This window comes from Ruegeria sp. AL7, from assembly GCF_056536105.1.
Map to the genome: position 1 here is coordinate 2,269,690 of NZ_JBQFJF010000001.1, position 26,358 is coordinate 2,296,047.

Sequence of the window (26,358 nt, forward strand, 5' to 3'; positions counted from 1 at the left end):
AGAGGCAAGGCGGCGGCGCCGCCCTGCCGGTGCAATTCGGATCAGGTACCCGATTTGACCTTGGTCCACAGACGCGTCACGACCCGCTGTGTTTTCGCCGGATAAGGTGTCGTGATGTACAGGTTCTGCATCGTGGCATCATCCGGATAGATGGCCGGATCGCCGATCACGTCCTCTTCCAGAAATTCCTGAGACGCTTTGTTGCCATTGGCGTAATACACATAGTTCGATGCCGCCGCCATGTTGTTGGCGTCCAGAATGAAGTTGAGGAACGTGTGTGCGCCTTCGGGATTTGGAGCATCGACAGGAATTGCCATCTGGTCGAACCACATCAGCGACCCTTCGGCGAAGGGGTGGTATTCAATCTCTACACCGTTATCTGCTTCTGCAGCACGGTCGCGTGCCTGAAGGATGTCACCCGACCAGCCCACAGCAACGCAGATATCGCCGTTTGCCAGTGCATTGATGTATTCCGAGCTGTGGAATTTCTGGATATGCGGGCGGACCGCCGTCAGAACCGCTTCGGTCTTGCCAATCACGTCCGCGTCGTGGCTGTCGGGGTTTTCACCAAGGTATTGCAGCACCATGGGAATGATCTCGGCCGGGGCATCCAGGAAATGCACGCCGCAAGTGGCCAGCTTTTCCATGTTCTCGGGCTTCAAGACCAGATCCATGCTGTTCAGAGCAACGTCGTCGCCCAGAACCTCTTTGACCTTACCGACATTCACGCCGATCCCGGTTGTTCCCCACATGTAGTTGATCGAATACGCGTTGTCCGGGTCATAACCGGCGGTTCGCTCTTCGATTACATCCCAAAGGTTTCCGGCGTTCGAAAGCTTGCTTTGGTCCAGCTGCTGAAACGCGCCGGCCTGGATCTGGCGCTGAAGGAATGTACCTGACGGCACCACCACATCATAGCCCGAACCACCAGCCAGCATCTTGGTTTCCAGAACCTCGTTGCTGTCAAACACGTCATAGATCAGGGTCAGACCTGTTTCTGCTTCGAATTTGCTCAGCAGTTCTTCGTCGATGTAGTCGGACCAGTTGTAAACACGCACCTCTTCAGCAAATGCCGCCGAAGTCCCCAATGCGATGACCGCCGTCATAGTCAGCGTTTTGATTGTCATATTCTTCTCCCTGCAAGTGTACGGGTATTTTCCCGTTTTTTTGGATTTGATCAAGTTTTGCGTTTTCCCTCGATCCAGCGTATGGTTTCACGTGGCCAGTCACCTGACAAGTCAGGCTTAGTCGAAATGGGAAGAACCAATTGGATTTGATCAAAAATAAGGCATATGCGCCGTCGACCGAAGGGGGCAAACAACCCGCGCATGAGCAGGTTTACCAAACACTCAGATCACAGATTCTGTTCGGTGAACTGGTCCCAGGTCAGCCCGTCACAATCCAGGGCCTGACTGATTCGCTGGGTGTTGGGATGACTCCGGTCCGCGAAGCGATTCGCCGGTTGATCTCGGATGGAGGGTTGGTTTTCCAGGGCAATCGGCGCGTCAGTGTACCGCTGCTGAACTCGAACGATATTGAAGAGATGATCTTCGCCAGAATTTCAATAGAATCAGAGCTTTCCAGACGTGCAACCGCCAACCTGAAAACGCAGGACATTGATCACCTGGAACGCCTGGACAGGCATTTGGATCGCATGATCGCCGATGGTGATGTCGGTGGCTATCTGCGTTTGAACCAAGCTTTTCACGAAACGCTGTATTCTTACGCAAACGCGCCGATCCTCAGTGATCTGGCTGAAAGACTTTGGTTGCGGTTTGGCCCCTCTTTGCGTGTTGTCTGCGGGCGCTTCGGCACACAGAGCCTTCCGGATCGGCACAAGGACATTATTGCCGCTTTGCGCGCCGGTGACGCAGAAATGACTGCAAAGGCAACCGCTCAGGACATCGAACAGGGTATGGACCTGATGGCGGAGGCATTGACGTCTGTCTGATCTAACTTGATTCGATTGACAGGAAAAAATTTGATCATATTGTGTTCGCCAACTGCGTTCTTGTAGGAGATTCTCCGATGTCTACCATCACCAACCACATGCCGACCACCGAATTGCAGGCGCTGGATGCCGCGCATCACATTCACCCTTTCTCGGCCAATGGTGCGCTGGGGAAGGAAGGGGCGCGCGTGATCACACGTGCCAATGGTGTTTATCTGACCGACAGCGAAGGCGAGGAAATTCTGGATGCAATGGCAGGCCTGTGGTGCGTCAATATCGGATATGGGCGTGATGAGCTGGCCGATGTTGCCGCGCGCCAGATGCGCGAGCTGCCCTATTACAACACCTTCTTCAAAACGACCCACGTCCCCGCGATTGCTTTAGCCGCCAAGATTGCCGAACTGGCACCGGGCGATCTGAACCATGTCTTTTTCGCAGCAGGAGGGTCCGAGGCAAACGATACCAATATCCGCCTCGTGCGCACCTACTGGGCCCAGAAAGGCCAGCCTGACAAGAACATCATCATCAGCCGCAAGAACGCCTATCACGGCTCATCCGTGGGTTCGGCCTCGCTGGGTGGTATGGCCGGGATGCACGCGCAGGGCGGCATTCCGATCCCGAATATCCACCACATTAACCAACCCAATTGGTGGGCCGAAGGCGGCGATATGTCGCCCGAAGAATTCGGTCTGGCCCGCGCGCGCGAGCTGGAAGAGGCGATCGAAGAGTTGGGCGAAGACCGGGTCGCCGCCTTTATCGCCGAGCCGGTTCAGGGCGCAGGCGGTGTAATCGTGGCGCCCGATACATACTGGCCGGAAATTCAGCGTATCTGCGACAAGTACGATATCCTGCTGATAGCTGACGAGGTCATATGCGGATTTGGCCGGACAGGCAACTGGTTCGGGTCGCAAACCGTTGGCATCAAGCCGCATATTATGACCATCGCCAAGGGCCTTAGCTCGGGCTATGCGCCCATCGGCGGGTCCATCGTAAACGACGAAATTGCCGAAGTAATCGGCGGTACCGAATTCAACCACGGCTATACCTATTCCGGCCACCCGGTCGCGGCCGCCGTGGCGTTGGAGAACCTGCGCATCCTCGAAGAAGAGAAGATCGTTGAGCATGTGCGCGACGTTGCAGCCCCCTATCTGAAAGAGAAATGGGAGGCACTGGCAGATCATCCGCTGGTGGGTGAGGCCAAGATCGTTGGCATGATGGCATCCATCGCGCTGACCCCGGACAAAGCCAGCCGCGCCAAATTCGCATCCGAACCCGGCGCGGTCGGCTATATCTGCCGTGATCGGTGCTTTGCCAATAACCTGATCATGCGCCATGTTGGCGACCGGATGATCATTTCACCCCCGCTGATCCTGACACCTGCGGATATCGACGAGATGTTCGTGCGGATCTACAAGTCGCTGGACGAAGCGCAGGCCGAGATCATTGCACAAGGGCTGATGAAAGCCGCATCTTGATTTAGCGACTTATGCGTCTTCAAAGGCGGCCCATTCGGGCCGCCTTTTCTTTACCGTAACCTCTCCAGCAGGTTTGGCGTGGGGTATCCGTCCGGGACCAGCCCCTGCGCCATTTGATACGCCCGAACCGCGTTGATCGTATTTGGCCCGGTACGCCCGTCGACACCCTTTGTGTCAAAGCCCGCATCCGTCAGACGGGTCTGAAGTTCCTTTTTCTCGGCAAAACTCAGCACCAAGTCGCCGCGCGGCCAGTCGGATTGAAACGGTGCGCCCCCTACAAGCCGGTCAGACAGATGCCCGATGCCGATCACATATGCGTCGGCCCCGTTATACGCCTCGATCACGTTGAAATTGTCAAAAATCATCAGCGCGACGCCCTGACTTCCGGCCGGAAGCAGGATCGCGGCCTTCCCATGATCCGGCACGGCGGTGCCATCCCGCGCCACGACACCCCGTGCGGCCCATTCGGACGGCGTCAGCGTAAAATCACGACGGGCTGAGGCGTAATCGAAATCGGTGGGCAGACGCACCTCCACGCCCCACGGCTGACCCCTGGTCCAACCATGCCGCGCCAGATAAGACGCCGCCGAAGCCAGCGCATCCGTCGGGTCATCCGACCAGATGTCCCGCCGGCCATCACCGTCAAAATCCACCGCGTGATCCAGATATGACGTGGGCATGAATTGTGTATGCCCCATTGCGCCCGCCCAACTGCCAAGCATGTTGCCGGCGCTGATATCGCCAGCCTGCACAATCCGCAGGGCAGCGACCAACTGCGTTTCAAAGAATTGTGCCCGCCGCGCATCAAAGGCTAGCGTTGCCAATGAACGAAGCGTTGGACTGCTGCCGCGATAAGACCCGAAAGAGGTTTCAAGCCCCCAGATGGCAGCGACCACCTCTTTTTCGACACCGTATTCAGCCTCGATCCGGTTCAACACCTGCCGATGCCGCTGCAGGGCGGCGCGCCCGTTCGACAGGCGCGTTTCCGACACTGCGGTTTCAAGATACTCCCAGATGGGTTTCGAAAACTCAGCCTGATTGCGATCCCGTTCCAGGACATCTTCGTCATAGCTCATCCCCGAAAACACCTGAGTCAGTGTTCCCTGCGAAATGCCCTGCCGCCGCGCGCGTCCCTGAAAGGCGCCAAGCCAGGACTGAAACCTTGCCGTTGTCGCAGAAGCCACGGGCAAGGCCTCAATCAACGGGCGCGGGACCGGACGGATCGAAACGGTCACATCCGCCGAAGCCAGTTGCAGCGCTGCGCGTGAAATCCCGCTGTCTGCCCATCTGGTGTTTTCTGTTGTTTCCGCCTGCACTATGGATGCCCACAATGCGACGGTCATGACGCCGCCTACGCATTTTCGCATTCCGTTTTTTCCTGATTACTGCTCGACCACAGGGTAGCGCAGAATCAGAAATTCACAAAGTGCTCAGACGTTCGCCTCTCGCTCCTGCGCAGCACGCTCTGCCCGAATGCGTTCCAATGCCTCGCGCAGCAGGGGCACGCGGTTCGGCCTGAAACTTTGTTCCGTCACTGACATGTCCTGTAAGCGATCCAACCGGAAAACGCGAAAATCCTGTCGCAGGTGGCACCAGCCCAACAACACGTTCGAGTGATCCAGATAGACGATGCTCAAAGGGTTGACGCGCCTGTGCGTAGCGTCGCCTTTCGCGTCCGTATAGAAAAACTCGACCGCGCGCTCATCCCACGTCGCCTGCCGCAGAGTGGCCACGTCAATCGTGGGCTCAGGCGGGCGGTTGAACCGCGTAGCAGCCAGAACCGCGTGGCTGAGCCGATGGGACTGGCGTTGCGGCAAGCGTCCCTGAAGTTTCCGCAGGGCCGTACCCGCTGCGCCCGACAAAGCCGGATCGCCAATCACCTGAACTTCGCGCAAGCCCAGAACCAACGCTTCAAGCTCATCGTCAGTGAACCCCAATGGCGGCAGGGTCGCGTCCTCGATCAGCGTAAAGCCAAACCCCGCTTCGCCATCGATCACGGCACCCAGTCCGCGCAATGCATCAATATCCCGATGAATTGTTCGGGCCGAAACACCCAGATCCTGCGCCAACTGTTCGGATGTTCTGGGCGAAGGGCCAGAACGCAGGGCTTGCATCAGTTGGAACAATCGAGCGGTGCGGGACATGATGTATAATAGCTTATCCCTAATGACAGAAACTGTCATTAGGTCCCGATACTCAGTCAGCACACAATGACACGGAGCCTCATAATGCTGACCCTTCTCACCTTCCCCTCCGCCTTCGGCCTGTTCAGTGCCAGCCCCTTCTGCGTCAAGACAGCATTGATGCTTCAGCAGTCCGGCCAGACCTGGCAACGCTCGGACATGCTTGACCCCCGCAAGATGCCTCACCAGAAGCTGCCCGTTTTGCGAACACCGGAACGCCTGGTCCCGGACAGCGACCTGATCCGCGATTGGTTGGAACAGCAGGGCGCGGATTTCGACAAAGGGTTGACGGATGTCGAAAAGGCGCAGTCCCGCACACTGGTGCGCATGGCCGAAGAGCATCTGTATTTTCACATCGTTCTGGATCGTTGGGGCAATGACGAAGTCTGGCCAGTCTTACGCGATACGTTCTTTACCGGAATTCCGGCGTTGATCCGGAAACCGGCATCCAATGCGATCCGGAAATCCGTTCTGAAGGGGATTACGTCACAGGGAATCGGGCGGTTTTCGTTGTCCGAACGGCTGGACCGGATCGAACGTGACCTCGAGGCGATCTCAGCCTATTTGTGGCAATCCTCTTTCCTGCTTGGGGACCGTCCGACATCGGCTGATATGAGCGTTGGTCCAATGCTTGCCGCGATGCGCGCCACACCTGCGGACACCCCCCTGACCCGCCGGATCAAACAGGATAACCTACTGAACAGCTACGTGGACCGGTTGGAACAGGCGATACCAATTGCATGAAACCCTTTGAGATCCCTTTGGTCGCTTCGGCCTTTGAGACCCTGCCCCCGCAAACCCGTGCGGGGGCTCTGGCCTTGCGGGAGCTTGTGTTTGACACGGCAGCCTCTCTGCCTGCTGTCCCCTCGGTGCAAGAGGAACTGCGCTGGGGTCAGCCCGCCTATCTTGCGCCCAAAGGGTCAACGATCCGGCTGGGCGCCCACAAATCGGCACGTTTCGCCTTGTTTGTGCACTGTCAGAGCCGGTTGATAAGCGATTTCACTTCCGCCTTTCCGGCCGAGGACCGGATCGATGGGACCCGTGCCGTTCTGTTTGATGACACCGCACAAATCGATCCAACACGCCACGGATGGCTGATTGCCCGCGCGTTGACCTATCACCTCTGACGGCGCTTGCGTTCGACCTTGCGCTTGATCTTGTCTTTCTTGCGCTTGGTGCTGATCGCTTTGCGCCGGGATGATCGCCCTTTTGGCCCATGTCCACGCGGCAGGGCCTGGTCGTCAATGGACAGCAGCTCCAGCTCCAACCCACCGGTCACAGGTGTCGCTTCGGTCAGTCGAACGGTGACACGTTGGCCGATGGCGATAATCAGCCCCGTGTCCGCCCCCATAAGTGTCCCGGCCTCGCGGTCGAAATGGAAGAACTCGCGCCCCAATGATCGCACCGGAACCAAGCCATCCGCGCCGGTTTCGTCCATTTTGACAAATGCACCAAACCGGGCAATGCCGCTGATCCGGCCCGTGAATTCATTGCCGACACGCTCGCTCAGATACGCGGCCAGATAGCGATCAGTCGTGTCCCGTTCAGCCATCATGGATCGGCGTTCGGTATCTGAGATATGAGTCGCCGTTTCTTCGAGCCGGGTAATCTCGTCTTCGGTCAAACCGTCCGTGCCCCAACCGTGGGCTGAGATCAGCGCCCGATGCACGACCAGGTCGGCATAGCGCCGGATCGGCGAGGTGAAATGCGCGTAGTTCCGCAGCGCCAGCCCGAAATGGCCGAAGTTTTCAGGGTTGTAATAGGCCTGTGCCATCGACCGCAGGGTGGTCAGGTTGATCAGTTCCGCATCCTCGGTCCCGGCGGCGGCGTTCAGCAGCGCATTCAGGTGGCGGGTTTGCAGCACCTGCCCCTTGGCGAGGTTCAATCCGGCGGCCTGCGCCGTTTCCCGCAGGCTTTCCAGTTTCTCGGGCGCGGGTTCCTCGTGCACGCGAAACAGCAGCGGACGGCGCTTGGCGATCAGTGTCTCGGCAGCCGAGACGTTGGCGAGGATCATGAACTCTTCGATCAACCGATGCGCATCCAACCGGTCGCGGAACGCCACGCTTTCAACATGACCCGTCTCGCTGAGCACGATCTTACGCTCGGGCAGGTCCAGTTCCAGTGGCTGTCGCACAGCCCGCGCTTTCTTTAGCGCGGCATAGGCGGCATAAAGCGGTTTCAAGACCGTCTCCAGCAATGGCCCAGTGCGGTCGTTCGGGTTGCCGTCGATGGCCTCCTGCACTTCGGCATAGTTCAGTGACGCAACCGAACGCATCAACCCCCGCACAAAACGATGACCAATCTTGTTACCGTCCGCGTCAATCTGCATCCGCACAGCGACACAGGCGCGCGGGACGCCTTCATGCAGGGAACACAGATCACCCGACAGCCGATCAGGCAGCATCGGCACCACACGGTCAGGGAAATAACTTGAATTGCCCCGCTTGCGCGCCTCGCGGTCCAGGGCCGAGCCGGGCAGCACATAAGCAGCAACATCGGCGATAGCGACCCAGATCACATGTCCACCAGGGTTCTTGGGGTCTTCATCCGCGTGCGCGTAACAGGCATCATCACGATCGCGCGCATCCGAAGGGTCGATGGTCAGCAGCGGCATGTCCCTCAGGTCCTCGCGGCCCTTCAGGCCAACGGGTTTGGCATTGTCTGCCTCGGCAATGACCTTGTCGGGAAAGTCATCCGGGATACCGTGCTGGTGGATCGCGATCAGCGAAACAGCCTTGGGCGCTGTCGGATCACCCAACCGTTCAACAATGCGCGCACGCGGCAGGCCCATGCGATTTTTCGGCCCGGCCTGTTCGGCCTCGACCAATTCGCCGTCTTTGGCACCATGCACCGCGCCATCGGCAACCAGCCATTCAGTCTGGCCTGCCTTGTCGATAGGAACGATTCTGCCCCCTTCGGCCCCTTTGCGGAATATGCCCACGATCTTGCGCGGGTTGGTCCCGATTCGGCGGATCAGGCGGGCTTCGTAATTGTGATCTTCTTCGTGCACGACGGTCAGGCGGGCCAGAATGCGGTCACCCTCACCCAGAGCCGGGTCGCTGGCCCGCGCGATGACGAGAACGATGGGCTCGACCCCTTCGCCATGCCATTCCAGTGGACGGGCAAACAGATCACCATCGGCATTCGGGGCCTTCACTTGCAAAACACTGACAGGCGGAAGGCGGTCCGGGTCGCGATAGCTGCGCTTGCGTTTTTCAAGATGTCCTTCGGCCTCAAGCTCTTTGAGGATGCGCTTGAGGTCAATGCGATCCGCGCCCTTGATACCAAAGGCTTTGGCGATGTCGCGTTTCGAGGTCAGGGTGGGGTTCGCCGAGATCCAGTCAAGGACCTCCTGCTTGGTGGGGATGCGAGTCATGCTTCCGGCGTAGCACGCGTTTGCGACCGCGTCATGACCAAAAAACCTCAGGGTTTCAGATCAGCAACCGTATCCACATCGCGCAGCTGGTCCAGCAGGGTCACACGGCAGTTTGGGATTGAGGCAAGTGTGTCGCCCAAAGCATGTTCTGTCGACCAACGCACATCGTGGAACAGACCTGCGGGCAGCGCGCCATAACGCTGCGCACCGACCAGCCAATAGCCGCCATCCGGCGCGGGGCCGAACACCATCTGGGATCGCCCAAGCGCACCAAAAGCACGGGCAATATGTGCACGCGAAATACCCGGAATATCCGCACCAATCAGGCAAACCGGCCCCTTGGGCATTCCGCGCAACATCCGCTTCATCCGGCCACCCAGGTCGCCGGACCCCTGCGGCGCGCGTGGCAGGTCAACGGGCCAGACACGGCTTACAAGGCCCTCCGCATCGGGCGACACGGCCAGCACAATCTGCCAACGGGGATCACGTAGCCTGCGGATCAAGGCGCGGGTCTGGTGCCGAAACCACCACGCGGCGCCAACCATGCCGATGTCACGCCCAAGCCGCGTCTTGACACGGCCCGGTCTGGGTTCCTTGACCATGATCACCAATGTGCGCTGCATGGATCAGGCGAAATAATCCGTCAGGATACGGGTATAGATCGATTTGAGCTGTTTGATCTGCGCGACCTCAACGCACTCGTCCACCTGATGCATTGTGCGCCCGACCAAGCCGAACTCCACCACCGGACAATGGTTTTTGACAAAGCGCGCATCCGAAGTGCCGCCGGTTGTCGACAGTTCAGGCGCAACGCCGGTTTCGGCTTCGACCGCTTTGGCCACCAGATCCGACAAAGGCCCCGGCGGGGTCAGAAAACTTTCACCCGAAATACTGATCGTGACACCGATTTCGACACCGTACTGAGCTGCCACCTGATCCGCCTCTGACTGCAACCAGTCACTCAGGCTGGCTCCGGAATGCAGATCGTTAAAGCGGATATTGACCGCGCCGCTGCATTGCGCCGGGATCACGTTGGTCGCGGCGTTTCCAGTGTCGATGGTGACAACAGCCAGCGTGGAGGCGTCGAAATGGTCCGTGCCCTGATCCAGTTCATGGCTGGCAAGCCGGTCCATCAGCCGCGCCATTGCGGGCAGCGGGTTTTTGGCCCGATGGGGATAAGCCGAATGCCCCTGCACACCTGTAATCTTAAACCACGCAGTCATTGAGCCCCGACGGCCGATCTTGATCATCTCACCCATTTTGTTCGGGCATGTTGGCTCTCCTACCAGACAGACCGACATACGCTCACCCGCGCCTTTCATGTAATCGAGAAGCGCAGTGGTGCCGTCCAACGCATCGCCTTCCTCATCACCCGTAATTGTCAGGACAATTGCCCCATCCGGAGGAGTGTCACGCACGAAATCCATTGCGGCAGCCGCAAAAGCCGCAACTCCGGATTTCATATCGGTAGTGCCGCGCCCATACATCACACCATCCCGCACTTCGGCCCCGAAGGGCGGCGCAGTCCAGGCAGCTTCGTCGCCGACAGGGACGACGTCCGTGTGACCATTGAATCCGAAACTGCGCGCATGACCTTTCTGCCCCCAACGCGCGAAAAGGTTGCTGATGCCGCCGCGATCAACGCGCGTGCATTCGAAACCTGCCTCCGACAGCACCGCCTCAAGCAAAACAAGTGCTCCGCCTTCTGAGGGTGTGACCGAAGGGCAACGGATCAGTTCGGCTGTCAATTGGACGGGATCAGTCATGCGGGGGCCTCTGGAACTGTGTCTGACGCGGGTTCGCGCACAGATTCAACGATTTGGCCGGTTTTCCAACCCCAATCCGTAAAAAAACGGTCATCCGAATATTTAGATATCAAAGCGACACCCCAATAAAACATGACACTTTACCCTGCGACCACCTTGCCGCCCGCCACAAATTCGCGTTACAGGGCCGCGAAACAGGTGAATTGAATATGAAGCGCGCCTTCTTCGCACTGATCTGCCTGACTTTCGCCGTCATCGCACAGCAAAGCCTGGCACAGTCCCTTTCGGTCACAACCGTGACCCGCCCGCCATTTTCCTATGTCGAGGATGGCGACGAAACCGGCTTCTCTATGGATTTGCTGGCGGCTTTGGCCGAGGCTCTGAACTGGGACTACACGGTCAACCGCGTCGAGGCGTTTTCTGACATGTTGGGTGCCGTGCAGAGCGGATCTGCAGACCTTGCCATCGCCAATATCTCGATCACCGCCCTGCGTGAAACGCAAATGGATTTCTCTCAGCCGATCTTCGAAGCGGGTCTTCAGATCATGGTACCCTCGGACGCGGTACGAAAACCATCGCTGTTGCAGGCCCTGCTCTCGAAAGAACTGTTCATCGCCATAGGGCTGGCCTTTGCCATTCTCCTCGGTGGCGGCATGTTGATGTGGAGCTTTGAACGCCGCGCCCAACCCTATTTCGACCGCGACTTGAACGAAGCGTGGTTCCCATCGTTCTGGTGGGCGCTGAACTTGGTTGTGAATGGCGGGTTCGAAGAGCGAATGCCGCGCACTCCGTTCGGTCGAATGTTGGGTGTCGTGCTGGTGGTGTCATCCTTGTTCATCGTTTCGGTGTTCACCGCCCGCATCACCTCGGTCATGACTGTGGACGCCATTACCGGCAGCGTGAATTCGGTGAACGACCTGTACGGCAAGACTGTCGGGACAATATCAGGGTCGACTGCGGCAAGTTTTCTGAACCGGCGCGAGATCGAGTTTACCAGCTATCCGGGGCTGAATGAGATGCTGGACGCTTTCAAGGCCGAAGATCTGGATGCCGTCGTATTCGACGCGCCGATCCTGTCCTATTTTGCGGCCCATGAAGGGCGGCGCATTGCGTCGATGACAGGTGGTGTTTTCCTGCGCGAAAACTACGGCATCGCTTTCCCGACCGGATCACCTCTGGTCGAGGATGTAAACCAGGCATTGCTTGGCTTGCGCGAAGACGGAACCTATGACGAAATCTATCGCAAGTGGTTCGGATCGCGGAACTAGGCCTGCGCCTCGTCTCCGAAAAACGGTGTCATCTGCGCGACGATCACTGCGTTTTCATCCAATGCTCTTTGCATCAGCGCACGTTCGTCCGCCTCGATATCGTGACCTTGCGCTTCACGCTCGGCCAATGTGCCGTATCCGGTGACATCCAGCGGTGCGGTGTCGGCCTGCTTCAGGATCGCGACCGTCTCACGCACGGCCTCGGCCTCATCCACGCCGCTGGCATAGCACATTAGCGCCGCGCCGGTCGCCCCATCGGGCAGCCCGTCGCCCTCCTTGCGGCCAATCTGGACCAGAAGGGTATAGACTTGCTGACGCGAGGGTTTCTTTTGCTTCTCCATGCACCGGGCCATAGCCCCACGCCGGTTCGCGGTCAAGCAGCCAACAATTGCAGGAATCCCGCCTTGCGCCCATAGTACCCAGAATAAACCGATCCCGGATACAAAGGACGCCTTCATGCCCTACCCAGATTTCATAGCAAGTTTTCCCAGCCTCGACGTACCATTCCCTGACGACGTGGTGCAAACGGCCGTGATCCGGTCGGATGCGGGCTTGGTAGCGTTCTTTACGTTTCTTCAGGATTTCGAATTGCCCTTACATTCTCACAAAGCCCAGTGGGGCACAGTGGTCGAGGGTGAGATTGAATTGACCATCGACGGGCAGACCCGGACCTACCGCTCGGGCGACAGTTATTCGATCCCATCAGGCGTGGAACATGGCGGCAAAATCAGGGCTGGCACACGGGTCATAGATGTTTTCGAGGAACCGGACCGATATCCGATCAAGGGATAAGCTGGGTGAGAGACTCAGTGAACGCGAGTCTCGGCCTCCCTCATTGATTGAAGGTCTCCGGCCTGAAAAGCTGTTGAGTTGAATCCGGCACTTTTGCGCCAGTCTTCCTCATCATTTTAGGCCAATTCCCGCTAGCCGGGACACGACGCCAGCAATTCACAACTAAGCGTCGATGCCGGCCCTACGCTGTGGGTACTGCATAAGTCATTTTCAAAGGAGAGTTGAGATGAGTGTTCTGTCCAGATTGATGACAACAACAGCAAGCGTGATTGTACTTTCAGGTATACCGGCTGTTGCAATTCTGTCCTTTGTAACAAGTGATGCTGCTTATGCCCAAGAAGCGGGCGGTGAAGGCGGCGAAACCACCGGTGGCGGCGAGGCCGAAGGCGGCGCGCAGACCGAAGGCGGAGGTGAATCCGGCAGCGATGGTGAGGCCGAAGGTGGCAGTGAAACCGAGGGCGGTAGCGATTCCGATGGCGGTAGTGAGGCCGAAAGCGGAGGCGAATCCGGCGGCGATGGTGAATCCGAAGGTGGCAGTGAAGCCGATGGCGGTGGTGAGGCCGATGGCGGTGGTGAGGCCGATGGTGCGGAAACCAATGCAGGAAGCACAGAAGTGGAAGCCATGCAGGGTGAGAGCCGCTAAGCAGCACTTCAAGGCAGGCTAGGGCCACAAGCTTGGTATCTGCCTTAGCCGACCTGACCCAAAGAACAAATAAGGCCGGAGCGTAACTGCTCCGGCCTTATGACATTCCCAGAACGATCAGTCCCGCAGCAATTCGTTGATGCCCGTTTTCGAGCGGGTCTTTTCGTCAACCCGCTTCACGATCACCGCGCAATAGAGACTGACATTGTTCTTTGACGGCATGGAACCCGCGACCACAACCGAATAGGGCGGAACCTCGCCATACATGACTTCTCCGGTTTCTCGGTCCACGATCTTGGTAGACTTACCAATGAACACGCCCATCCCCAGAACCGAGCCTTCGCGGACGATACATCCCTCGACCACTTCCGAGCGCGCGCCGATAAAGCAATTGTCTTCAATGATTGTTGGGCCAGCCTGCATCGGCTCAAGCACTCCACCGATGCCAACGCCGCCCGACAGGTGCACATTCTTGCCAATCTGCGCGCAGGATCCGACGGTGGCCCAGGTATCAACCATCGTGCCTTCGTCAACATAGGCCCCAAGATTCACGAAAGACGGCATCAGCACCACGCCCGGTGCAATATATGCCGACTTGCGGACAACGCAGTTTGGAACCGCGCGGAACCCGGCAGACCGCCACTGGTTTTCACCCCAACCGGCGAACTTGCTGTCTACCTTGTCCCACCAGCCGCCGTCCTGCGGACCGCCCGGCTGGATTTCCATGTCCTTGATACGGAAGCCCAGCAGAACCGCCTTTTTGGCCCATTGATTTACGTGCCAGTCACCGGTTTCCAGCTTTTCCGCCACGCGTAACGAGCCACTGTCCAGCGCATTCAGCGTATCCTCGATCGCCTCGCGCTGCTCGCCTGCGGTGGCGGGCGTGATTGTCTCGCGTGCCTCCCAGGCGGCTTCGATGGCGGCTTCCAGTTGCGCGTTGGACATGGGGTGTCTCCCTACAGAATCTGTTCACGTTGATTTGGCCTATACGCAAGCCGGACCCATGGCGCAATGCGACGTAGACGGGCCCAATTGCGTCTGAGGCAGAGGGTCATCAGCTCGCGCGCCGAATATGGCGGGTCAGGATCGCCGTTGCTGTGGCCATTTCCTTGCGCTTCAAAGCCCGCACAATGGCCGCATGATCCGTGTCAGCCCGTTGCACCCATTTCAACCGCCATTGCGCGAACAGATGGCGTGCGCTTGCAATATGCAGATCGTCAATTGCGTGCAAAAGCCGAGGCAGCCCGCAAGGTGTCAGGATGGCTCGATGGAACGTTCTGTTGAGGGCCTCCCATTGCGGCATCGACTGCGCCTCGTCACAGGCGATGCGTGCGTTCTCGATCTTTTCCAACGCGACCGGAGACATGTTTTGTATCGATTGCTGCAACGCCAGCGTTTCTAAGGCCACACGCATTTCGATCACCTCCCGAACCTCTGCCGGGTCTAACGCTGTAACACGCATTCCCTTGCGCGGTTCATGCCGGGCCAACCCATGCGCCTCAAGCCGCAACAAGGCTTCGCGCACCGGAACATGGCTGGTATCGAAGGTTCGGGCAATATGGTCCTGCCGCAGCTTTTCACCGGCCGCCAGCTCTCCGGTGATGATCCGCTGGCTGAGGCTTTGGTAAATCGTGTCGGAGATCATTGCAGTCATGGATTATAGATAAAATCCACCATCCACATCCACAACCCGATAATTCACTCAGCGAACGGGTCCGGCGCGATATTTGCACCACAAACCAGAACGGCCACGCGCTCACCCGGTTCAGGTCGATACGCACCCGAGGTCAAGGCGGCCAATGCGGTCGCGCCCGCAGGCTCTACCAGAATGCGATGCGCGCGCCAAAGCGCTTGCTGTGCCGCCGCAATGGCATCGTCTGACACCAGAACCGAACTCATACCCTGTGCCAATTCAAAACAAATTTCGCCGATCCGCCGCGCGCCCAGCGCGTTTGCGGCGATGCCCGACACGGAAACATCAACCGGCTCACCAGCGCGCAACGCTGCATTCAACGCGCTGGACGTTTCCGGCTCGACCGCCACAACCTTGCGCGCGCCACCGAACCAGGCCAGCGCCCCGGCGATCAGCCCGCCGCCACCAACAGCGACCAGTACCGTATCCGCCTGCAAGCCCTGGGCGTCCCATTCCGCAAAACAGGTTCCTTGCCCAGCCACCGTGGCCGGGGCGTCGTAAGCATGGATCTGCATTGCCCCCCTTGTTGCCTCATGCTCCTGCGCTGCGGTCAGCGCGTTCGCGTATTCACCGGAAACAACGCTCAGGTCGGCGCCGGTTTGCCGGATCAGTGCGATCTTGGACGGGCCTGCCAGTTCCGGCACAAATATCTTTGCAGGATAACCCAGCGTCTGCGCTGCATAAGCCGCCGCCGCACCATGATTGCCACCGGATGCGGCGACCAAGCCTGCGGGCGGCACATCCGAGCTGAGCAGCGTATTGAACGCACCCCGCGCCTTGAAACTGCCAGTATGCTGCATGTGCTCGAGTTTCAGCTCAACCGGATAGCCGGGAATGTTGCTTTCCATAACCGGGGTCACTTGCGCATATCCCGCGATGCGGTCCCGTGCCGCCGATATTTCACTTTTCCAATTCATTCTCGTCTTTCCGTGACTGGCACTCTGCCCGCGAACCCTATAGCTGTTTGTCAAACACGCAAGCAGGGATCAATCACCGATGAGAGAAGACCGTCACAGTCCGTTTCGCGATGCGCAGACCGACCGCTCGACCGCGAAAGAGGTTCCGGACACACCGCAAACACGCTCTCCGGCCTACCGTCTGGCTTTCGCGGATGACGAGTTTCTGTGCCGGGACGAGCTGCGCCCTGTACGCTTGCAGCTTGAGTTGCTGAAACCCGAAATGATCATGACCGAGCGTGAGATCGCGTCGACCATCGTAATGTTCGGCGGCGCCCGCATTCCCGAACCCTCGCAAAAGCACACCGCGCGGACAGAGACTCTGGCCAGCCTGTCGAAATATTATGATGAGGCGCGCGAGTTTGCCCGGCTGATGACCGTAAAATCAAAAGAAACCGGCTGCCGCGAGAATGTGATCGTCACTGGCGGCGGCCCCGGTGTGATGGAAGCTGGCAATCGCGGTGCACACGAAGCGGGCGGGTGCTCGATCGGGCTGAACATCGTGCTTCCGCACGAACAGGCGCCAAACAGTTTCGTGACGCCAGAGCTCAGCTTTAATTTCCACTATTTTGCGATCCGCAAAATGCACTTCCTGATGCGCGCCCGCGCCATCACCATCTTTCCCGGTGGGTTTGGGACGCTGGATGAACTGTTCGAATCCCTGACTCTGATCCAGACCGGCAGAATGGATCGCGTGCCATTCCTGCTGTTTGGCCGCGCGTTCTGGGAGAAGGTTATCAACTGGGACGCACTGGCGGATGCCGGTACGATCTCGGAGGAGGATTTGGACCTGTTCCGCTTTGTCGATACCGCGCAGGAGGCGGCCGAGATCATCGAGAACTGGGAACCCGCCCCGCCCCGCGACGAAATTCCGGGGCGCTGAGCGATGAAACCCCCAAAGACAGGCGAAATGCTCCACCTACGTGGCAACGCGTTGTCAAAAGGCGAACCCGTCGCCCTTCCACTGACGCAAAGCAGCATGTTCCATCTGCCGGGCATGCCGGACGGTCACCCGACCTATGGCCGTGTCGATAACCCCACCTGGGTACATCTTGAGCATGTTTTGTCCCATCTGGAAGACGCGCCTTGCCTCAGTTTTCCTTCAGGGATGGCCGCAATTTCTGCGGCTCTTTTTGCAACGGTGCAAGCCGGGTCGCGCCTTCTGATTCCTTCGGACGGGTACTATGTCACCCGTCTGCTGGCCGACCGGTTCCTTTCGCGTCTTGGCGTGACAGTTGAAGAGCGCCCGACCACTGCGTTTGCCGCAGGTGGTTTTGACGGGTTTGACGTTGTGTTCGTCGAAAGCCCTTCGAACCCCGGTCTGGACATGATTGACCTGAAAGCCACAGCCGAACAGGTGCGGTCTGCTGGCGGGGTGACGATTGCCGACAATACGACGATGACGCCGTTGGGTCAGCGTCCGTTGGATTTGGACATCGACGTGGTCGTGTCGTCCGACACCAAAGCGATGGGCGGGCATTCCGACATGCTGATGGGCCATGTGGCCAGCCGCAACAGTGACATCATGGAACGGGTCGAGGAATGGCGGAAGGTCTCCGGCTCGATCCCCGGACCGCATGAGGCATGGTTGCTGCATCGCGGGTTGGAAACGCTGGATGTCCGGTTCGACCGGATGTGCAATTCGGCTCAGGTAATAGCAGAACGGTTGGCAGTTCACCCAGCGGTCAAACAGGTCCGCTATCCCGGGCTGGCCAATGATCCATCGCACGCACTGGCGCAGGCACAAACGGCACGGTTCGGATTTCTGCTATCCTTGACTTTGGAGAGCGAAGACAAGGCCGAAGCCTTCATCAACACCTGCCCGCTTTTGCGCCCCGCCACATCCTTCGGAGGTGTTCACAGCTCGGCCGAACGCCGCGCGCGATGGGGTGATATGGTCGACCCGGCCTTCATCCGCCTGTCCGTTGGATGCGAACCGGTGGACGAACTGTGGCAGGCGATCGAGGCCAGCCTGAACGCGCTGTGATTACTTCTTCGCGGCACGCAGGTCCTTGAAAACGTAGATCGGCAGCACCACGCTGGCGATCAGCGCCCCCAGCCAGACAAGCAGCGTCGCCGCCAGCAGGTTCGAGATACCACCAACGGTCAGCCCCGACGCGATGAGGTCGGTCACCAGCAGGCCCACAAATGTCACGACCAGGGCAATCCCGCCTTTCAATGCGGGCGCTTTCTTTTCGCCAAGCTTCAGTATCAAGGGCTCGGCGATCACCTGAACGACGGTGAAAACGATCACAACCACGATAAATGAGATCGGTTTGATCGCGAAACCGGACAGTATCAGCGAAGCCAGCAACAGCCCGATGGCATTGCCGGCCAGCAGGGCCAAAGCGGATTTGATTCTGCGCGACATGGGATGGCCTCCGTCAATCTACAATCAGAAATATGAAGATATTAGCAGGCTTCTGAGTTTTTTCGAGACAATTCAATCGCCTCTTCCTTTTGACCCGTTGAAAACACGTGGTAGAACACATTCATCAAGATCAGACCTGTCCCTGACCCGTGAGTGTGAGATGAGCGACGATCCCTATTCCGTCCTTGGCGTATCGAAAGACGCCAGTGCCGACGAAATCAAGAAAGCCTACAGGCGTATTGCCAAGGAGTGCCACCCGGACCTGAAACCCGGCGATGCCAAGGCCGAGGCCAAATTCAAGGCCGCAGCTGCAGCGTATGACTTGCTGAAAGATCCTGAAACCCGCGCCCGTTACGACAATGGCGAAATCGACGCATCGGGTCAGGAACGCCCGCAACAACACTATTACCGGGACTATGCCGAGGCCGCTGGAAACCCCTATCGCGGGCGTCAGGCGGACCCGGACGACATGTCGGACATCTTTGCTGAATTCATGCGCGGCCGCGGTGGATTTGGCGGCCAGCAAAGGCATGAGTTTCATGCGCCGGGGCATAACCTGAACTATTCCCTTCAGATCAGCTTTCTGGATGCCGTGTTTGGCGCCAGCCAGAAACTGACGCTACCAGACGGCAACCGGATCGAGGTCAAGATCCCCGCCGGCATAACAGAAGGTCAGACCATCCGTCTGCGCGGCAAGGGTGCTCCGGGTTATGGCGAAGGCCCTCCGGGGGATGCGTTGGTGACCGTCACGGTCGCCAAACATCCGGTGTTTGACCGTCAGGGCGACGACATCCATATCACGCTGCCGATCAGCTTCGATGAGGCCATTCTGGGCGGGAAAGTCGCCGCCCCCACCATCGATGGCGGTGTGAACGTCAATGTTCCGGCGGGCACAAGCAGCGGCAAAACCCTTCGCCTGCGCGGCAAGGGGGTGAAGAAACGCGGCTCGTCCCTGCGCGGAGACCAACTGATCGAATTGACTGTCTCGATGCCCGACAAGATCGATGATGATCTCAGGCAGTTCATGGAGACATGGCGCGAAACGCACCGCTACGATCCGCGGAAAGGAATGCCGTCATGACCCTGACCGAAAAGGAACTGATCGAAACCGTCTCGCGCCTGACCTCGGACCGCCTAACCGAGTATCTTGCGGCCGAAATCGTGATCCCTGAACAATCGGAGCAGGGGCTGGTCTATCACAGTATCGACGTTGCCCGGCTGGAACTGGCTTGCGAGTTGCACGAGCAATACGACATGGAGGCCGATGCGCTGTCGATGATGATCTCATTGATTGATCAGATGCATGGGCTGCGCGCTGAACTGCGTGAGGTTCTGAACGCAGTCGAGGCGCAACCCGAGCCGGTGCGCCAACAACTGATCGAGGTCATTGGCACAGCGCGGTTCCGTCGCAGATAACAGGGTTTTGGGCGCAATGATTTTGGCGTAGAAGGCCGCCTTGATCCTTTGTCAGGTAGCTTCCATGACCCAGCCCAGATCCGAATTGCTGATGCCTGCGGGCAATCTGCGCAAACTTAAGCTCGCCATCCTCTATGGGGCAGACGCCGTGTATCTGGGTACGCCGGATATGTCGCTGCGCACCAAGTCCGAGTTTTCGCTGGACGAGGTGATTGAAGGGGTCGAGTTCTGTCACAGCCATGGTCGGCGCGCCTACCTGACACTGAACTTGTTCTCGCATAACAAAGACATCCCGAAGCTGGACGAATACATCGACACGGTGCGCAAGGTGCAGCCCGACGGGTTGATCATCGCCGATCCAGGCGTGTTCCAATACGTCCGCGAGCGCGCGCCCGAACTGCCGCTGCATATCTCGACCCAGGCCAATATCTGTTCGTGGCTGTCGGTGAAGTTCTGGCAGGATCAGGGGGCCGAGCTGGTGGTTCTGGCGCGTGAGGTTTCCTATCCCGAACTGGTCGAGATCCGTGAGAAGTGCCCTGATATCAAGCTAGAATCCTTCGTGCACGGTGCTATGTGCATGACCTATTCGGGCCGTTGTCTGCTGTCGAATTTCATGGCCGAACGCGGGGCCAACCAGGGCAACTGCGCCAATTCCTGTCGCTGGAACTATGGTCTGAAACTGCGCCTCAAGGATGGCACACATCAGGAGCTGCGTATCACCGAGGAAAACGCCGACCTGTTCGAATTCCTGCTGGAAGAAGGCTGCCGCCCCGGTGACCTGATGCCCATCGAAGAGGATGATCGCGGCTCGTACATCCTCAACTCACGCGACCTCTGCATCATGCCGAAGCTGGATGAGTACCTGAAAATCGGTGTCGACAGCCTCAAGGTCGAAGGGCGCGGCAAATCGGAATACTACGCCGCGATCGTCGCACGGGCCTATCGTATGGCGATAGATGACTATTTCGCAGACCCCGAAAACTGGGACCCCAAGCCTTACATGCGTGAGCTCGAAACCGTCGGGAATCGCGGCTATACGCTGGCCTTCCACGAAGGGCGGCTGACCAATTACGCCCATGATTACGAACACACCGCATCCATCGCGCAATGGGAATATGCCGGGATCGTCACCGAAGTGACCGAGGATGCCTTTCTGGTCGAGGTGAAGAACAAGCTGGAACCGGGTGATGTGCTGGATTTCGTCTCGCCAGTTGCGCGCGACACGGTTCTGCTGCGGGTTTATGATTTCGAACGCGCCCATGATGGCGCACGGTTGGACGTGGTTCATGGCAGCACAAAAACCATCATCCGGTTGCCTTTCACCCTGTTTGATCACGAGGATATCGACGATCTGCGCGCCCGTTTTCCGGTCTATTCAGTGCTGCGCAAGGAACGCGCCCTGACCGACGAACACTGGAGCCGCATTCGCTTTGACAAGCTCGTGCAGGGATTGGAAACCTCCGGTCGCGACAATTCAACAGCTTATGCACGCCGTCGCGATGATCTGGTTGAAAAGATTGGCGAAGACGGTAACGAACGCCGGTTCAAGACAAACCGCATCGGCACGGAAGGATGCTGCGGCAAGGGCTGCAACGGATGCCTGATCTTCTGGCAGGATGACAAATACGCGTTGGCCCGCGAGGTACTGTCCAAACGAAAACAAGGCGAACAGCTCAGCCGCCGTGAGGCGACAGAACTCAAGCTGCCGGGTGAACCGGCTTAGTTTCCCACCCGATATTCTTCGGGGATAAAGAACGTATAGTCGCGATCCGCCACTTGCTCGTGACAGACATGGCAGTACGCGACCTCACTGGCGCGGTCCCCCATAGTATCCCCGAACACCGACCCGTCCGGCAGCACCATTATATAACGCCAGTCAGCGGTGATCGGGCTGGTACCGTCTGGCAATTTTTCCATTATGAACATGGCGCCTGGATGTATGTGACCTTCATCGGTCACCGTCATGCTGTCCTTGGCAAGCACCGATCCCACGGGCAGTTCTTCGCCCTGTCGCAATGTCCCATAGTTGTGCGCCATTCGGTTGGCATACGTGTTGACGAAACGCTGTCCGTGTGTGGCCGAGATATATGGCGCGTCGTTGAAAAGCGGCCAGCTTTGGTAGTTTAGAACCAGATCCAGTTGCGCCGCAGCATACCCCCGTGCCATGCGGCGGCTGAGCGAATGGTAGTGGGCCGCGGCCTCATCCTTGCTCAGCTCTGCCGGGTTTTCGATCGCTATGTGGGCGTTGTGACCATCTGCCGTTGCCAGTCCTGAAGAAATCAGAAGTATCGCGCACGCAATGGCCTTGTGCTGGAGAATTATTCGAAGATACGAGTCCATTATTACGACCCACCTGAAAATCAGTTCGCCTGAGCGCCACGTGACGACAGTGTTCTTATTCTAGCGGCTCCGGGAACTCTTACCAGCTCAGGTCCCGGAATCTCACCGCCTTGTGCATCGATTTGAACCTGCATCCTGCGGCATTGAATCATTAAAATATAGCAAATTATGCATATTGAATCAGCATCTGAAACATTAAGTTTACAGGCACACTTCATGCGTGCAGGCGGTCATCTTGGACAATCAAAGCACGACCACCCGATCCATGATGAACCGAACAGAAAAACTACGGGGTTAAACCGGCTTCGGACTCAATTTGTTTGCGCGATTTGCGGGCACGTTCGGTTGCCGATTTCAACTGACCGCACGCCGCCATGATATCCTCGCCCCGTGTCTTGCGAATGGGAGAGGCGTAGCCTGCCTGATAGATGATGTTGGCAAAAGCGCGGATGCGGTTGTTCGAGCTGCGCTTGTACGGCGCGCCGGGCCATTCGTTAAACGGGATCAGGTTGATCTTGGCCGGAATTTTGTGACGCTTGATGTGGTCGATCAAACGATGGGCATCCGCGTCGCTGTCATTCACACCGTCCAGCATCACGTATTCGAACGTGATCCGCTCGGAGTTCGAGGCATTGGGATAGCTGGCCAGCGCCTGCAACAACTCCTCGATATTCCAGCGTTTATTGATTGGAACCAGAACGTCGCGGGTTTCATCCGTGGTTGCATGGAACGAGATCGCCAGCAGACAGCCGATTTCCTCAGCCGTGCGCGCAATTTCGGGTACCACTCCACTGGTCGACAGCGTAATGCGGCGGCGCGACAGGGAAATCCCCTCGGGGTCCATCGCGATCTTCATCGCATCGCGGACGTTTTCGAAATTGTAAAGCGGCTCGCCCATTCCCATCAGAACGATGTTTGACAGAAGGCGCGTTTCATCCTTTGGCGCACCGGGGGTCGGCCATTCGTCAAGATCGTCGCGCGCCATCATGATCTGCCCGACAATTTCGGCAGATGTTAAATTACGTACAAGCTTCTGGGTGCCCGTATGACAAAACGAACATGTCAGTGTACATCCGACCTGAGATGAAATGCACAGCGTACCGCGATCTTCTTCGGGGATGTAGACCACCTCGACCTCGTGCCCGCCCGCGATACGGCACAGATATTTGCGGGTGCCGTCCTCGGATACCTGTCGGGTCACCACCTCGGGTATCTCGACCACAAAGTTTTCGGCCAGTTGCGCACGGTACGCTTTGGCGAGATTCGTCATCTGGGAAAAATCGCGCACGCCCCATTGATAGATCCACTGCCAGATCTGACCGGTACGCATCTTTGCCTGCTTATCGGGCGTACCATGTTCGATCAGGACCTCGCGCAAACGGTCGCGGGTGAGACCGACAAGGTTCACCTTCCCCTCGGGCAATTTGCGAGGGAGGGTCATGACGTCTTGAGTGATCGGCGCTTTGGGCGACATTGTGGTACCTGCTGAGGCGTATCTTCAAGGATTCTGGCTTGGGATGCGCCTCTATATAGGAACCTGTGCAAAGATCAAAAGGAATCGTTTCAGTCAGTCTGCAAAACTCAACAGTTCTTCAACGCGTGCCCGCCCCAAATTCACCCGGCATGATGTGATTGCGATACCTGTACCCGATCCGCCACCAAACGACGCGCCGACGGCGGTGCAATGCGTATCGCGATAGGTTTCCCAGGCCTGTTGCGCCGCTATGAGGGCAGGTTCAGCCACTATCCGCCCGGTGACCTCGTCCAGCTCCTTGGCAGATTGTACCGCCAAATCAAAACTCACCTGCAGCGCGCGCGAGACCCGTGCTTCCATCTCTCCGACGCAGGATCCGATTTCGACTTGTGATCCGGCGTCGGAACATTCCAACGCCGGGTCGGCGGTTGCGGTGGCTGGCAAAAGCAGCGCGATCAAGATCAGACGCATGGCCGCCTCATTCATCCATTCAGCTGGGGTCAGGCCAGAGTAACATGTTTTGCCAGAAAGGTTTAGATGCCGGTTGGCCCCCTAAACCAACGGAAATGCTGTTCCGCGTCAGACACCCGCGGGTGGGACATAGCAATCTTCGGCATCCAGGGTCTTGACCGGATCGTTCGGTCCGCATTGTTCGCCGGTTACAGGATATGTCTCGCCCTTGTTTTCGCAGGCGCTCAGCAGCATGGCTGATATCATCATCAACGCGACAAGAGATTTGTTCAGCATGGTGGCAACTCCTTGGTTTCTCTTGAACTGATTAGTTCGGAAATCGTCAGAGCTCACATTGATACGGATCAAGTAAACGGGTTGATCCTGCGTAAAGTTGCATCTTGCGCTCTGGGGTGAGTAACAGTGCTGTTCCACGTTGTGATTGAGTTCTGCGGTGTTGAAGGTTCCCCATCTCAGAGGGTTTAAACATAATTACGACGGAAGCGCTTGTGTGGCATACTGGTTGAATGTGGAGCGTACCGAAAGCGGCGCTTGGTGATACTGCATCCTGACAGGCACGAATAAGAAAAGGCTTACGCAGACCGGTCAACATCGCAGTCTTGGCCTTCAACTCGCCGCGCACAACGCGAGCGGATTGGGTTGATATGCGAACGATCAGTGACCGCAACGCGGACCAAGCGCCATTTCGCTGCAAAAGGCTTCAAAGTCCGGTGAAGACGTATCAAGACCACCGTGCCCGGCACCTGGGGTGGAAACCGGTCATTCGCTGTAATCGAAAAACTCTCTTTGATTGTGACAGGTTTCGGGTTCCGAGCAGAAATTGAAACAAACTACAGGGCTATGGGAAGCTCGAGCGTAACGCTTGCTCCTTTTTCGGCTTGGTTGATTGCGACCACTCCTCCGTGACGCTTCGCGACAGCTGAGACAATCGACAACCCTAAACCGCTACCTTCGGAATATTCCAGCTGCGAAAATCGACTGAAAACGGCTTCGCTTTGGTCGGGTGAAAGGCCGGTTCCGTCATCAGATACGGTTAGTTTGACGTTCCCCGCGTCACAACGCAGTACAACTGATATTTGACTCAGTTTAGCGCCGCCGTGCTTAAGCGCATTGTCCAGCAGGTTTTTGATAGCCTCTGCCAAAAAGATCCGATCTCCCGAGACCAAGATTGTTGGTTCTGGCAATGTGACTTCAAAATCGATCCCTTTTGCGAGGATATGAACGCCCATATCAGCGCAGGCCTCTTCCACAACCGCACGGAAATCAATCTTGTCCATCTGATCCTGATGCGTAGGTTGCCGCAGTCGTTCCAGCGACAATAGTTGTTCCGCCACTGTAGCCGAATTCTTTGCCGCTGCCACCAGCTCGATTATCCGTTTGTCCTTGTCCTCATCCGTTTTTGCGTCCCGCAACGCCTCGGCCATGGACTGGACCGCTGCCGCCGGATTTCGCAGCTGATGCGCGGCTTCTGAGATAAACACCTGATGGGCGTTGATGCTGTGCTCGACCTGTCCAAACAGCCGGTTCAAGGTCTGAACAATGCCATGAACCTCGACCGGGACCGGGCGTTTGATTTCGCTCAGGTCGTCAGGTGAGCGTAGGTCGATCGCATCCTGCAAATCCAGCAAGGGCCGCAGCCCTCGCGCGACGCCGAACCACACGACAACAGCAAGGGTGGCCAGCAGGATACCCATCAGGATCGCGGCGCGGATCGACAGTTCGTTGGCAAAGGCGTTGCGATCCGCAACGCGTTGCCAAGCTGTTACTGTCGCATCGCCCACCAGGTTATCAAGTGTGACGCGCTCGGTCATTTTCAGTACGCGCACCGGCTCATCCCGATAGATCGCCTCGAAAAACCTCGGCTGGTACGCGTCTTGCTCAGACGGGTTTGCAGCGGTCGGAGGGTATGCATACCCTGTGACGTAGATGCCACCGGGTCCGGTCACGTGATAAAAAATCTCTCCGCCCGATGCGTCGCGGATCAAGCTGCGCGTGGTGGGCGACAGGGCATCGCCTTCTGAAACCGCCACATCGCGCGATATAGCCAGACCGGCGGACAACAGGCTGTCGTCAAAAAGCTCCTGCGCCGTTTGCTGAGCCACCGTGTAGCGCCAGTATCCAAGCAGGATTGCAAGCAGCACCAAGGGCGTCAGAATCAGAATGAAAAGCCTGAGCCTGAGTGA

The 26,358-nt window shown here is 57.9% G+C and carries 28 protein-coding genes; 12 read left to right on the forward strand and 16 right to left on the reverse strand.

Going from position 1 to position 26,358, the window contains the following annotated elements:
• Positions 1-41 precede the first annotated feature (41 nt).
• Positions 42-1,127 (reverse strand): polyamine ABC transporter substrate-binding protein, encoded by a 1,086-nt coding sequence (locus tag ACR3E2_RS11470; RefSeq protein WP_267363696.1) that lies wholly within the window; start codon positions 1,125-1,127, stop codon positions 42-44.
• 140 nt (positions 1,128-1,267) lie between these two features.
• Here ACR3E2_RS11470 and ACR3E2_RS11475 point away from each other — a divergent pair, with 140 nt between their 5' ends.
• Both ACR3E2_RS11475 and ACR3E2_RS11480 read left to right on the forward strand, forming a co-directional pair.
• Positions 1,268-1,951, forward strand: coding sequence for a GntR family transcriptional regulator (locus ACR3E2_RS11475; RefSeq protein ID WP_480484143.1), 684 nt, complete (start codon positions 1,268-1,270; stop codon positions 1,949-1,951).
• A gap of 77 nt (positions 1,952-2,028) precedes the next feature.
• A complete protein-coding gene (locus ACR3E2_RS11480; RefSeq protein WP_480484144.1) occupies positions 2,029-3,426 on the forward strand; it encodes an aspartate aminotransferase family protein in 1,398 nt (465 codons plus the stop codon).
• Between the two features lie 50 nt (positions 3,427-3,476).
• On the opposite strand, the gene ACR3E2_RS11485 is transcribed toward ACR3E2_RS11480, so the two are convergent.
• Together ACR3E2_RS11485 and ACR3E2_RS11490 are read right to left on the reverse strand one after the other, a co-directional pair.
• Entirely contained in the window at positions 3,477-4,769 is a 1,293-nt protein-coding gene (locus ACR3E2_RS11485; protein ID WP_480484145.1) for a lytic murein transglycosylase, read from the reverse strand.
• 87 nt (positions 4,770-4,856) lie between these two features.
• Positions 4,857-5,570 (reverse strand): helix-turn-helix transcriptional regulator, encoded by a 714-nt coding sequence (locus ACR3E2_RS11490; protein ID WP_480484146.1) that lies wholly within the window; start codon positions 5,568-5,570, stop codon positions 4,857-4,859.
• Between the two features lie 84 nt (positions 5,571-5,654).
• Here ACR3E2_RS11490 and ACR3E2_RS11495 point away from each other — a divergent pair, with 84 nt between their 5' ends.
• Positions 5,655-6,353: a glutathione S-transferase family protein gene (locus ACR3E2_RS11495; protein ID WP_480484147.1), complete on the forward strand. Its 699-nt coding sequence runs from the start codon at positions 5,655-5,657 to the stop codon at positions 6,351-6,353.
• Positions 6,350-6,736, forward strand: a complete 387-nt coding sequence (locus ACR3E2_RS11500) for a DUF1801 domain-containing protein (RefSeq protein WP_480484148.1) — start codon at positions 6,350-6,352, stop codon at positions 6,734-6,736. The genes ACR3E2_RS11495 and ACR3E2_RS11500 overlap by 4 nt, the downstream gene beginning before the upstream one ends.
• Here the strand turns inward: ACR3E2_RS11500 and rnr are convergent.
• From rnr to dapE, 3 genes are read right to left on the reverse strand one after another with little or no spacing between them, the layout of a single operon-like run.
• Positions 6,727-8,985 (reverse strand): ribonuclease R, encoded by a 2,259-nt coding sequence (rnr, locus tag ACR3E2_RS11505; protein ID WP_480484149.1) that lies wholly within the window; start codon positions 8,983-8,985, stop codon positions 6,727-6,729. The two genes, ACR3E2_RS11500 and rnr, sit on opposite strands and share 10 nt — an antisense overlap.
• Before the next feature lie 47 nt (positions 8,986-9,032).
• The gene (locus ACR3E2_RS11510) at positions 9,033-9,608 is read right to left on the reverse strand and encodes a TIGR04282 family arsenosugar biosynthesis glycosyltransferase (protein WP_480484150.1); all 576 of its coding nucleotides are present in this window, start codon (positions 9,606-9,608) and stop codon (positions 9,033-9,035) included.
• Between the two features lie 3 nt (positions 9,609-9,611).
• On the reverse strand, positions 9,612-10,751 hold the full coding sequence (gene dapE / locus ACR3E2_RS11515) for a succinyl-diaminopimelate desuccinylase (protein WP_480484151.1): 1,140 nt from the start codon (positions 10,749-10,751) through the stop codon (positions 9,612-9,614).
• A gap of 209 nt (positions 10,752-10,960) precedes the next feature.
• On the opposite strand from dapE, the gene ACR3E2_RS11520 reads away from it, so the two are divergent.
• Positions 10,961-12,019: a transporter substrate-binding domain-containing protein gene (locus tag ACR3E2_RS11520; protein WP_480484152.1), complete on the forward strand. Its 1,059-nt coding sequence runs from the start codon at positions 10,961-10,963 to the stop codon at positions 12,017-12,019.
• On the opposite strand, the gene ACR3E2_RS11525 is transcribed toward ACR3E2_RS11520, so the two are convergent.
• Entirely contained in the window at positions 12,016-12,360 is a 345-nt protein-coding gene (locus ACR3E2_RS11525) for a hypothetical protein (RefSeq protein ID WP_209598381.1), read from the reverse strand. The two genes, ACR3E2_RS11520 and ACR3E2_RS11525, sit on opposite strands and share 4 nt — an antisense overlap.
• Positions 12,361-12,475: 115 nt before the next feature.
• On the opposite strand from ACR3E2_RS11525, the gene ACR3E2_RS11530 reads away from it, so the two are divergent.
• Positions 12,476-12,811 carry a cupin domain-containing protein gene (locus ACR3E2_RS11530; RefSeq protein ID WP_209505030.1) on the forward strand — a complete coding sequence of 112 codons (336 nt, stop codon included), beginning with the start codon at positions 12,476-12,478 and terminating at the stop codon, positions 12,809-12,811.
• 226 nt (positions 12,812-13,037) lie between these two features.
• Positions 13,038-13,454, forward strand: a complete 417-nt coding sequence (locus ACR3E2_RS11535) for a hypothetical protein (protein ID WP_480484153.1) — start codon at positions 13,038-13,040, stop codon at positions 13,452-13,454.
• 117 nt (positions 13,455-13,571) lie between these two features.
• On the opposite strand, the gene dapD is transcribed toward ACR3E2_RS11535, so the two are convergent.
• The 3 genes from dapD to ACR3E2_RS11550 all read right to left on the reverse strand — a co-directional run bounded on the left by dapD (position 13,572) and on the right by ACR3E2_RS11550 (position 16,064).
• On the reverse strand, positions 13,572-14,399 hold the full coding sequence (dapD, locus tag ACR3E2_RS11540; protein ID WP_480484154.1) for a 2,3,4,5-tetrahydropyridine-2,6-dicarboxylate N-succinyltransferase: 828 nt from the start codon (positions 14,397-14,399) through the stop codon (positions 13,572-13,574).
• 109 nt (positions 14,400-14,508) lie between these two features.
• On the reverse strand, positions 14,509-15,108 hold the full coding sequence (locus tag ACR3E2_RS11545) for a GntR family transcriptional regulator (protein ID WP_480484155.1): 600 nt from the start codon (positions 15,106-15,108) through the stop codon (positions 14,509-14,511).
• A 44-nt stretch (positions 15,109-15,152) separates the two neighbouring features.
• Positions 15,153-16,064: a threonine/serine dehydratase gene (locus ACR3E2_RS11550; protein WP_480484156.1), complete on the reverse strand. Its 912-nt coding sequence runs from the start codon at positions 16,062-16,064 to the stop codon at positions 15,153-15,155.
• A gap of 79 nt (positions 16,065-16,143) precedes the next feature.
• On the opposite strand from ACR3E2_RS11550, the gene ACR3E2_RS11555 reads away from it, so the two are divergent.
• Complete coding sequence (locus tag ACR3E2_RS11555; protein ID WP_480484157.1) at positions 16,144-16,986, forward strand: LOG family protein; 843 nt, start codon at positions 16,144-16,146, stop codon at positions 16,984-16,986.
• Positions 16,987-16,989: 3 nt separating this feature from the next.
• A complete protein-coding gene (locus tag ACR3E2_RS11560; protein WP_480484158.1) occupies positions 16,990-18,090 on the forward strand; it encodes a cystathionine gamma-lyase in 1,101 nt (366 codons plus the stop codon).
• On the opposite strand, the gene ACR3E2_RS11565 is transcribed toward ACR3E2_RS11560, so the two are convergent.
• Positions 18,091-18,474: a hypothetical protein gene (locus ACR3E2_RS11565; protein WP_267363718.1), complete on the reverse strand. Its 384-nt coding sequence runs from the start codon at positions 18,472-18,474 to the stop codon at positions 18,091-18,093.
• 160 nt (positions 18,475-18,634) lie between these two features.
• Between ACR3E2_RS11565 and ACR3E2_RS11570 the strand changes: the two genes are divergently transcribed.
• The 3 genes from ACR3E2_RS11570 (at position 18,635) to ACR3E2_RS11580 (ending at position 21,613) form a co-directional block, all read left to right on the forward strand.
• The gene (locus tag ACR3E2_RS11570; RefSeq protein ID WP_480484159.1) at positions 18,635-19,555 is read left to right on the forward strand and encodes a DnaJ C-terminal domain-containing protein; all 921 of its coding nucleotides are present in this window, start codon (positions 18,635-18,637) and stop codon (positions 19,553-19,555) included.
• Entirely contained in the window at positions 19,552-19,890 is a 339-nt protein-coding gene (locus ACR3E2_RS11575; RefSeq protein WP_480484160.1) for a hypothetical protein, read from the forward strand. Before ACR3E2_RS11570 ends, ACR3E2_RS11575 begins: the two co-directional genes overlap by 4 nt.
• Before the next feature lie 64 nt (positions 19,891-19,954).
• The gene (locus ACR3E2_RS11580) at positions 19,955-21,613 is read left to right on the forward strand and encodes a U32 family peptidase (RefSeq protein ID WP_480484161.1); all 1,659 of its coding nucleotides are present in this window, start codon (positions 19,955-19,957) and stop codon (positions 21,611-21,613) included.
• Here the strand turns inward: ACR3E2_RS11580 and ACR3E2_RS11585 are convergent.
• The 5 genes from ACR3E2_RS11585 to ACR3E2_RS11605 form a co-directional block, all read right to left on the reverse strand.
• Positions 21,610-22,230, reverse strand: a complete 621-nt coding sequence (locus ACR3E2_RS11585; RefSeq protein ID WP_480484162.1) for a cytochrome P460 family protein — start codon at positions 22,228-22,230, stop codon at positions 21,610-21,612. The genes ACR3E2_RS11580 and ACR3E2_RS11585 overlap by 4 nt on opposite strands.
• Before the next feature lie 286 nt (positions 22,231-22,516).
• A complete protein-coding gene (gene rlmN, locus ACR3E2_RS11590) occupies positions 22,517-23,704 on the reverse strand; it encodes a dual-specificity RNA methyltransferase RlmN (RefSeq protein WP_480484163.1) in 1,188 nt (395 codons plus the stop codon).
• A gap of 93 nt (positions 23,705-23,797) precedes the next feature.
• Positions 23,798-24,175 (reverse strand): lysozyme inhibitor LprI family protein, encoded by a 378-nt coding sequence (locus tag ACR3E2_RS11595; RefSeq protein WP_480484164.1) that lies wholly within the window; start codon positions 24,173-24,175, stop codon positions 23,798-23,800.
• A gap of 108 nt (positions 24,176-24,283) precedes the next feature.
• On the reverse strand, positions 24,284-24,451 hold the full coding sequence (locus ACR3E2_RS11600) for a hypothetical protein (RefSeq protein WP_267364300.1): 168 nt from the start codon (positions 24,449-24,451) through the stop codon (positions 24,284-24,286).
• 554 nt (positions 24,452-25,005) lie between these two features.
• Positions 25,006-26,316 (reverse strand): sensor histidine kinase, encoded by a 1,311-nt coding sequence (locus ACR3E2_RS11605; protein ID WP_480484165.1) that lies wholly within the window; start codon positions 26,314-26,316, stop codon positions 25,006-25,008.
• Positions 26,317-26,358 lie beyond the last annotated feature (42 nt).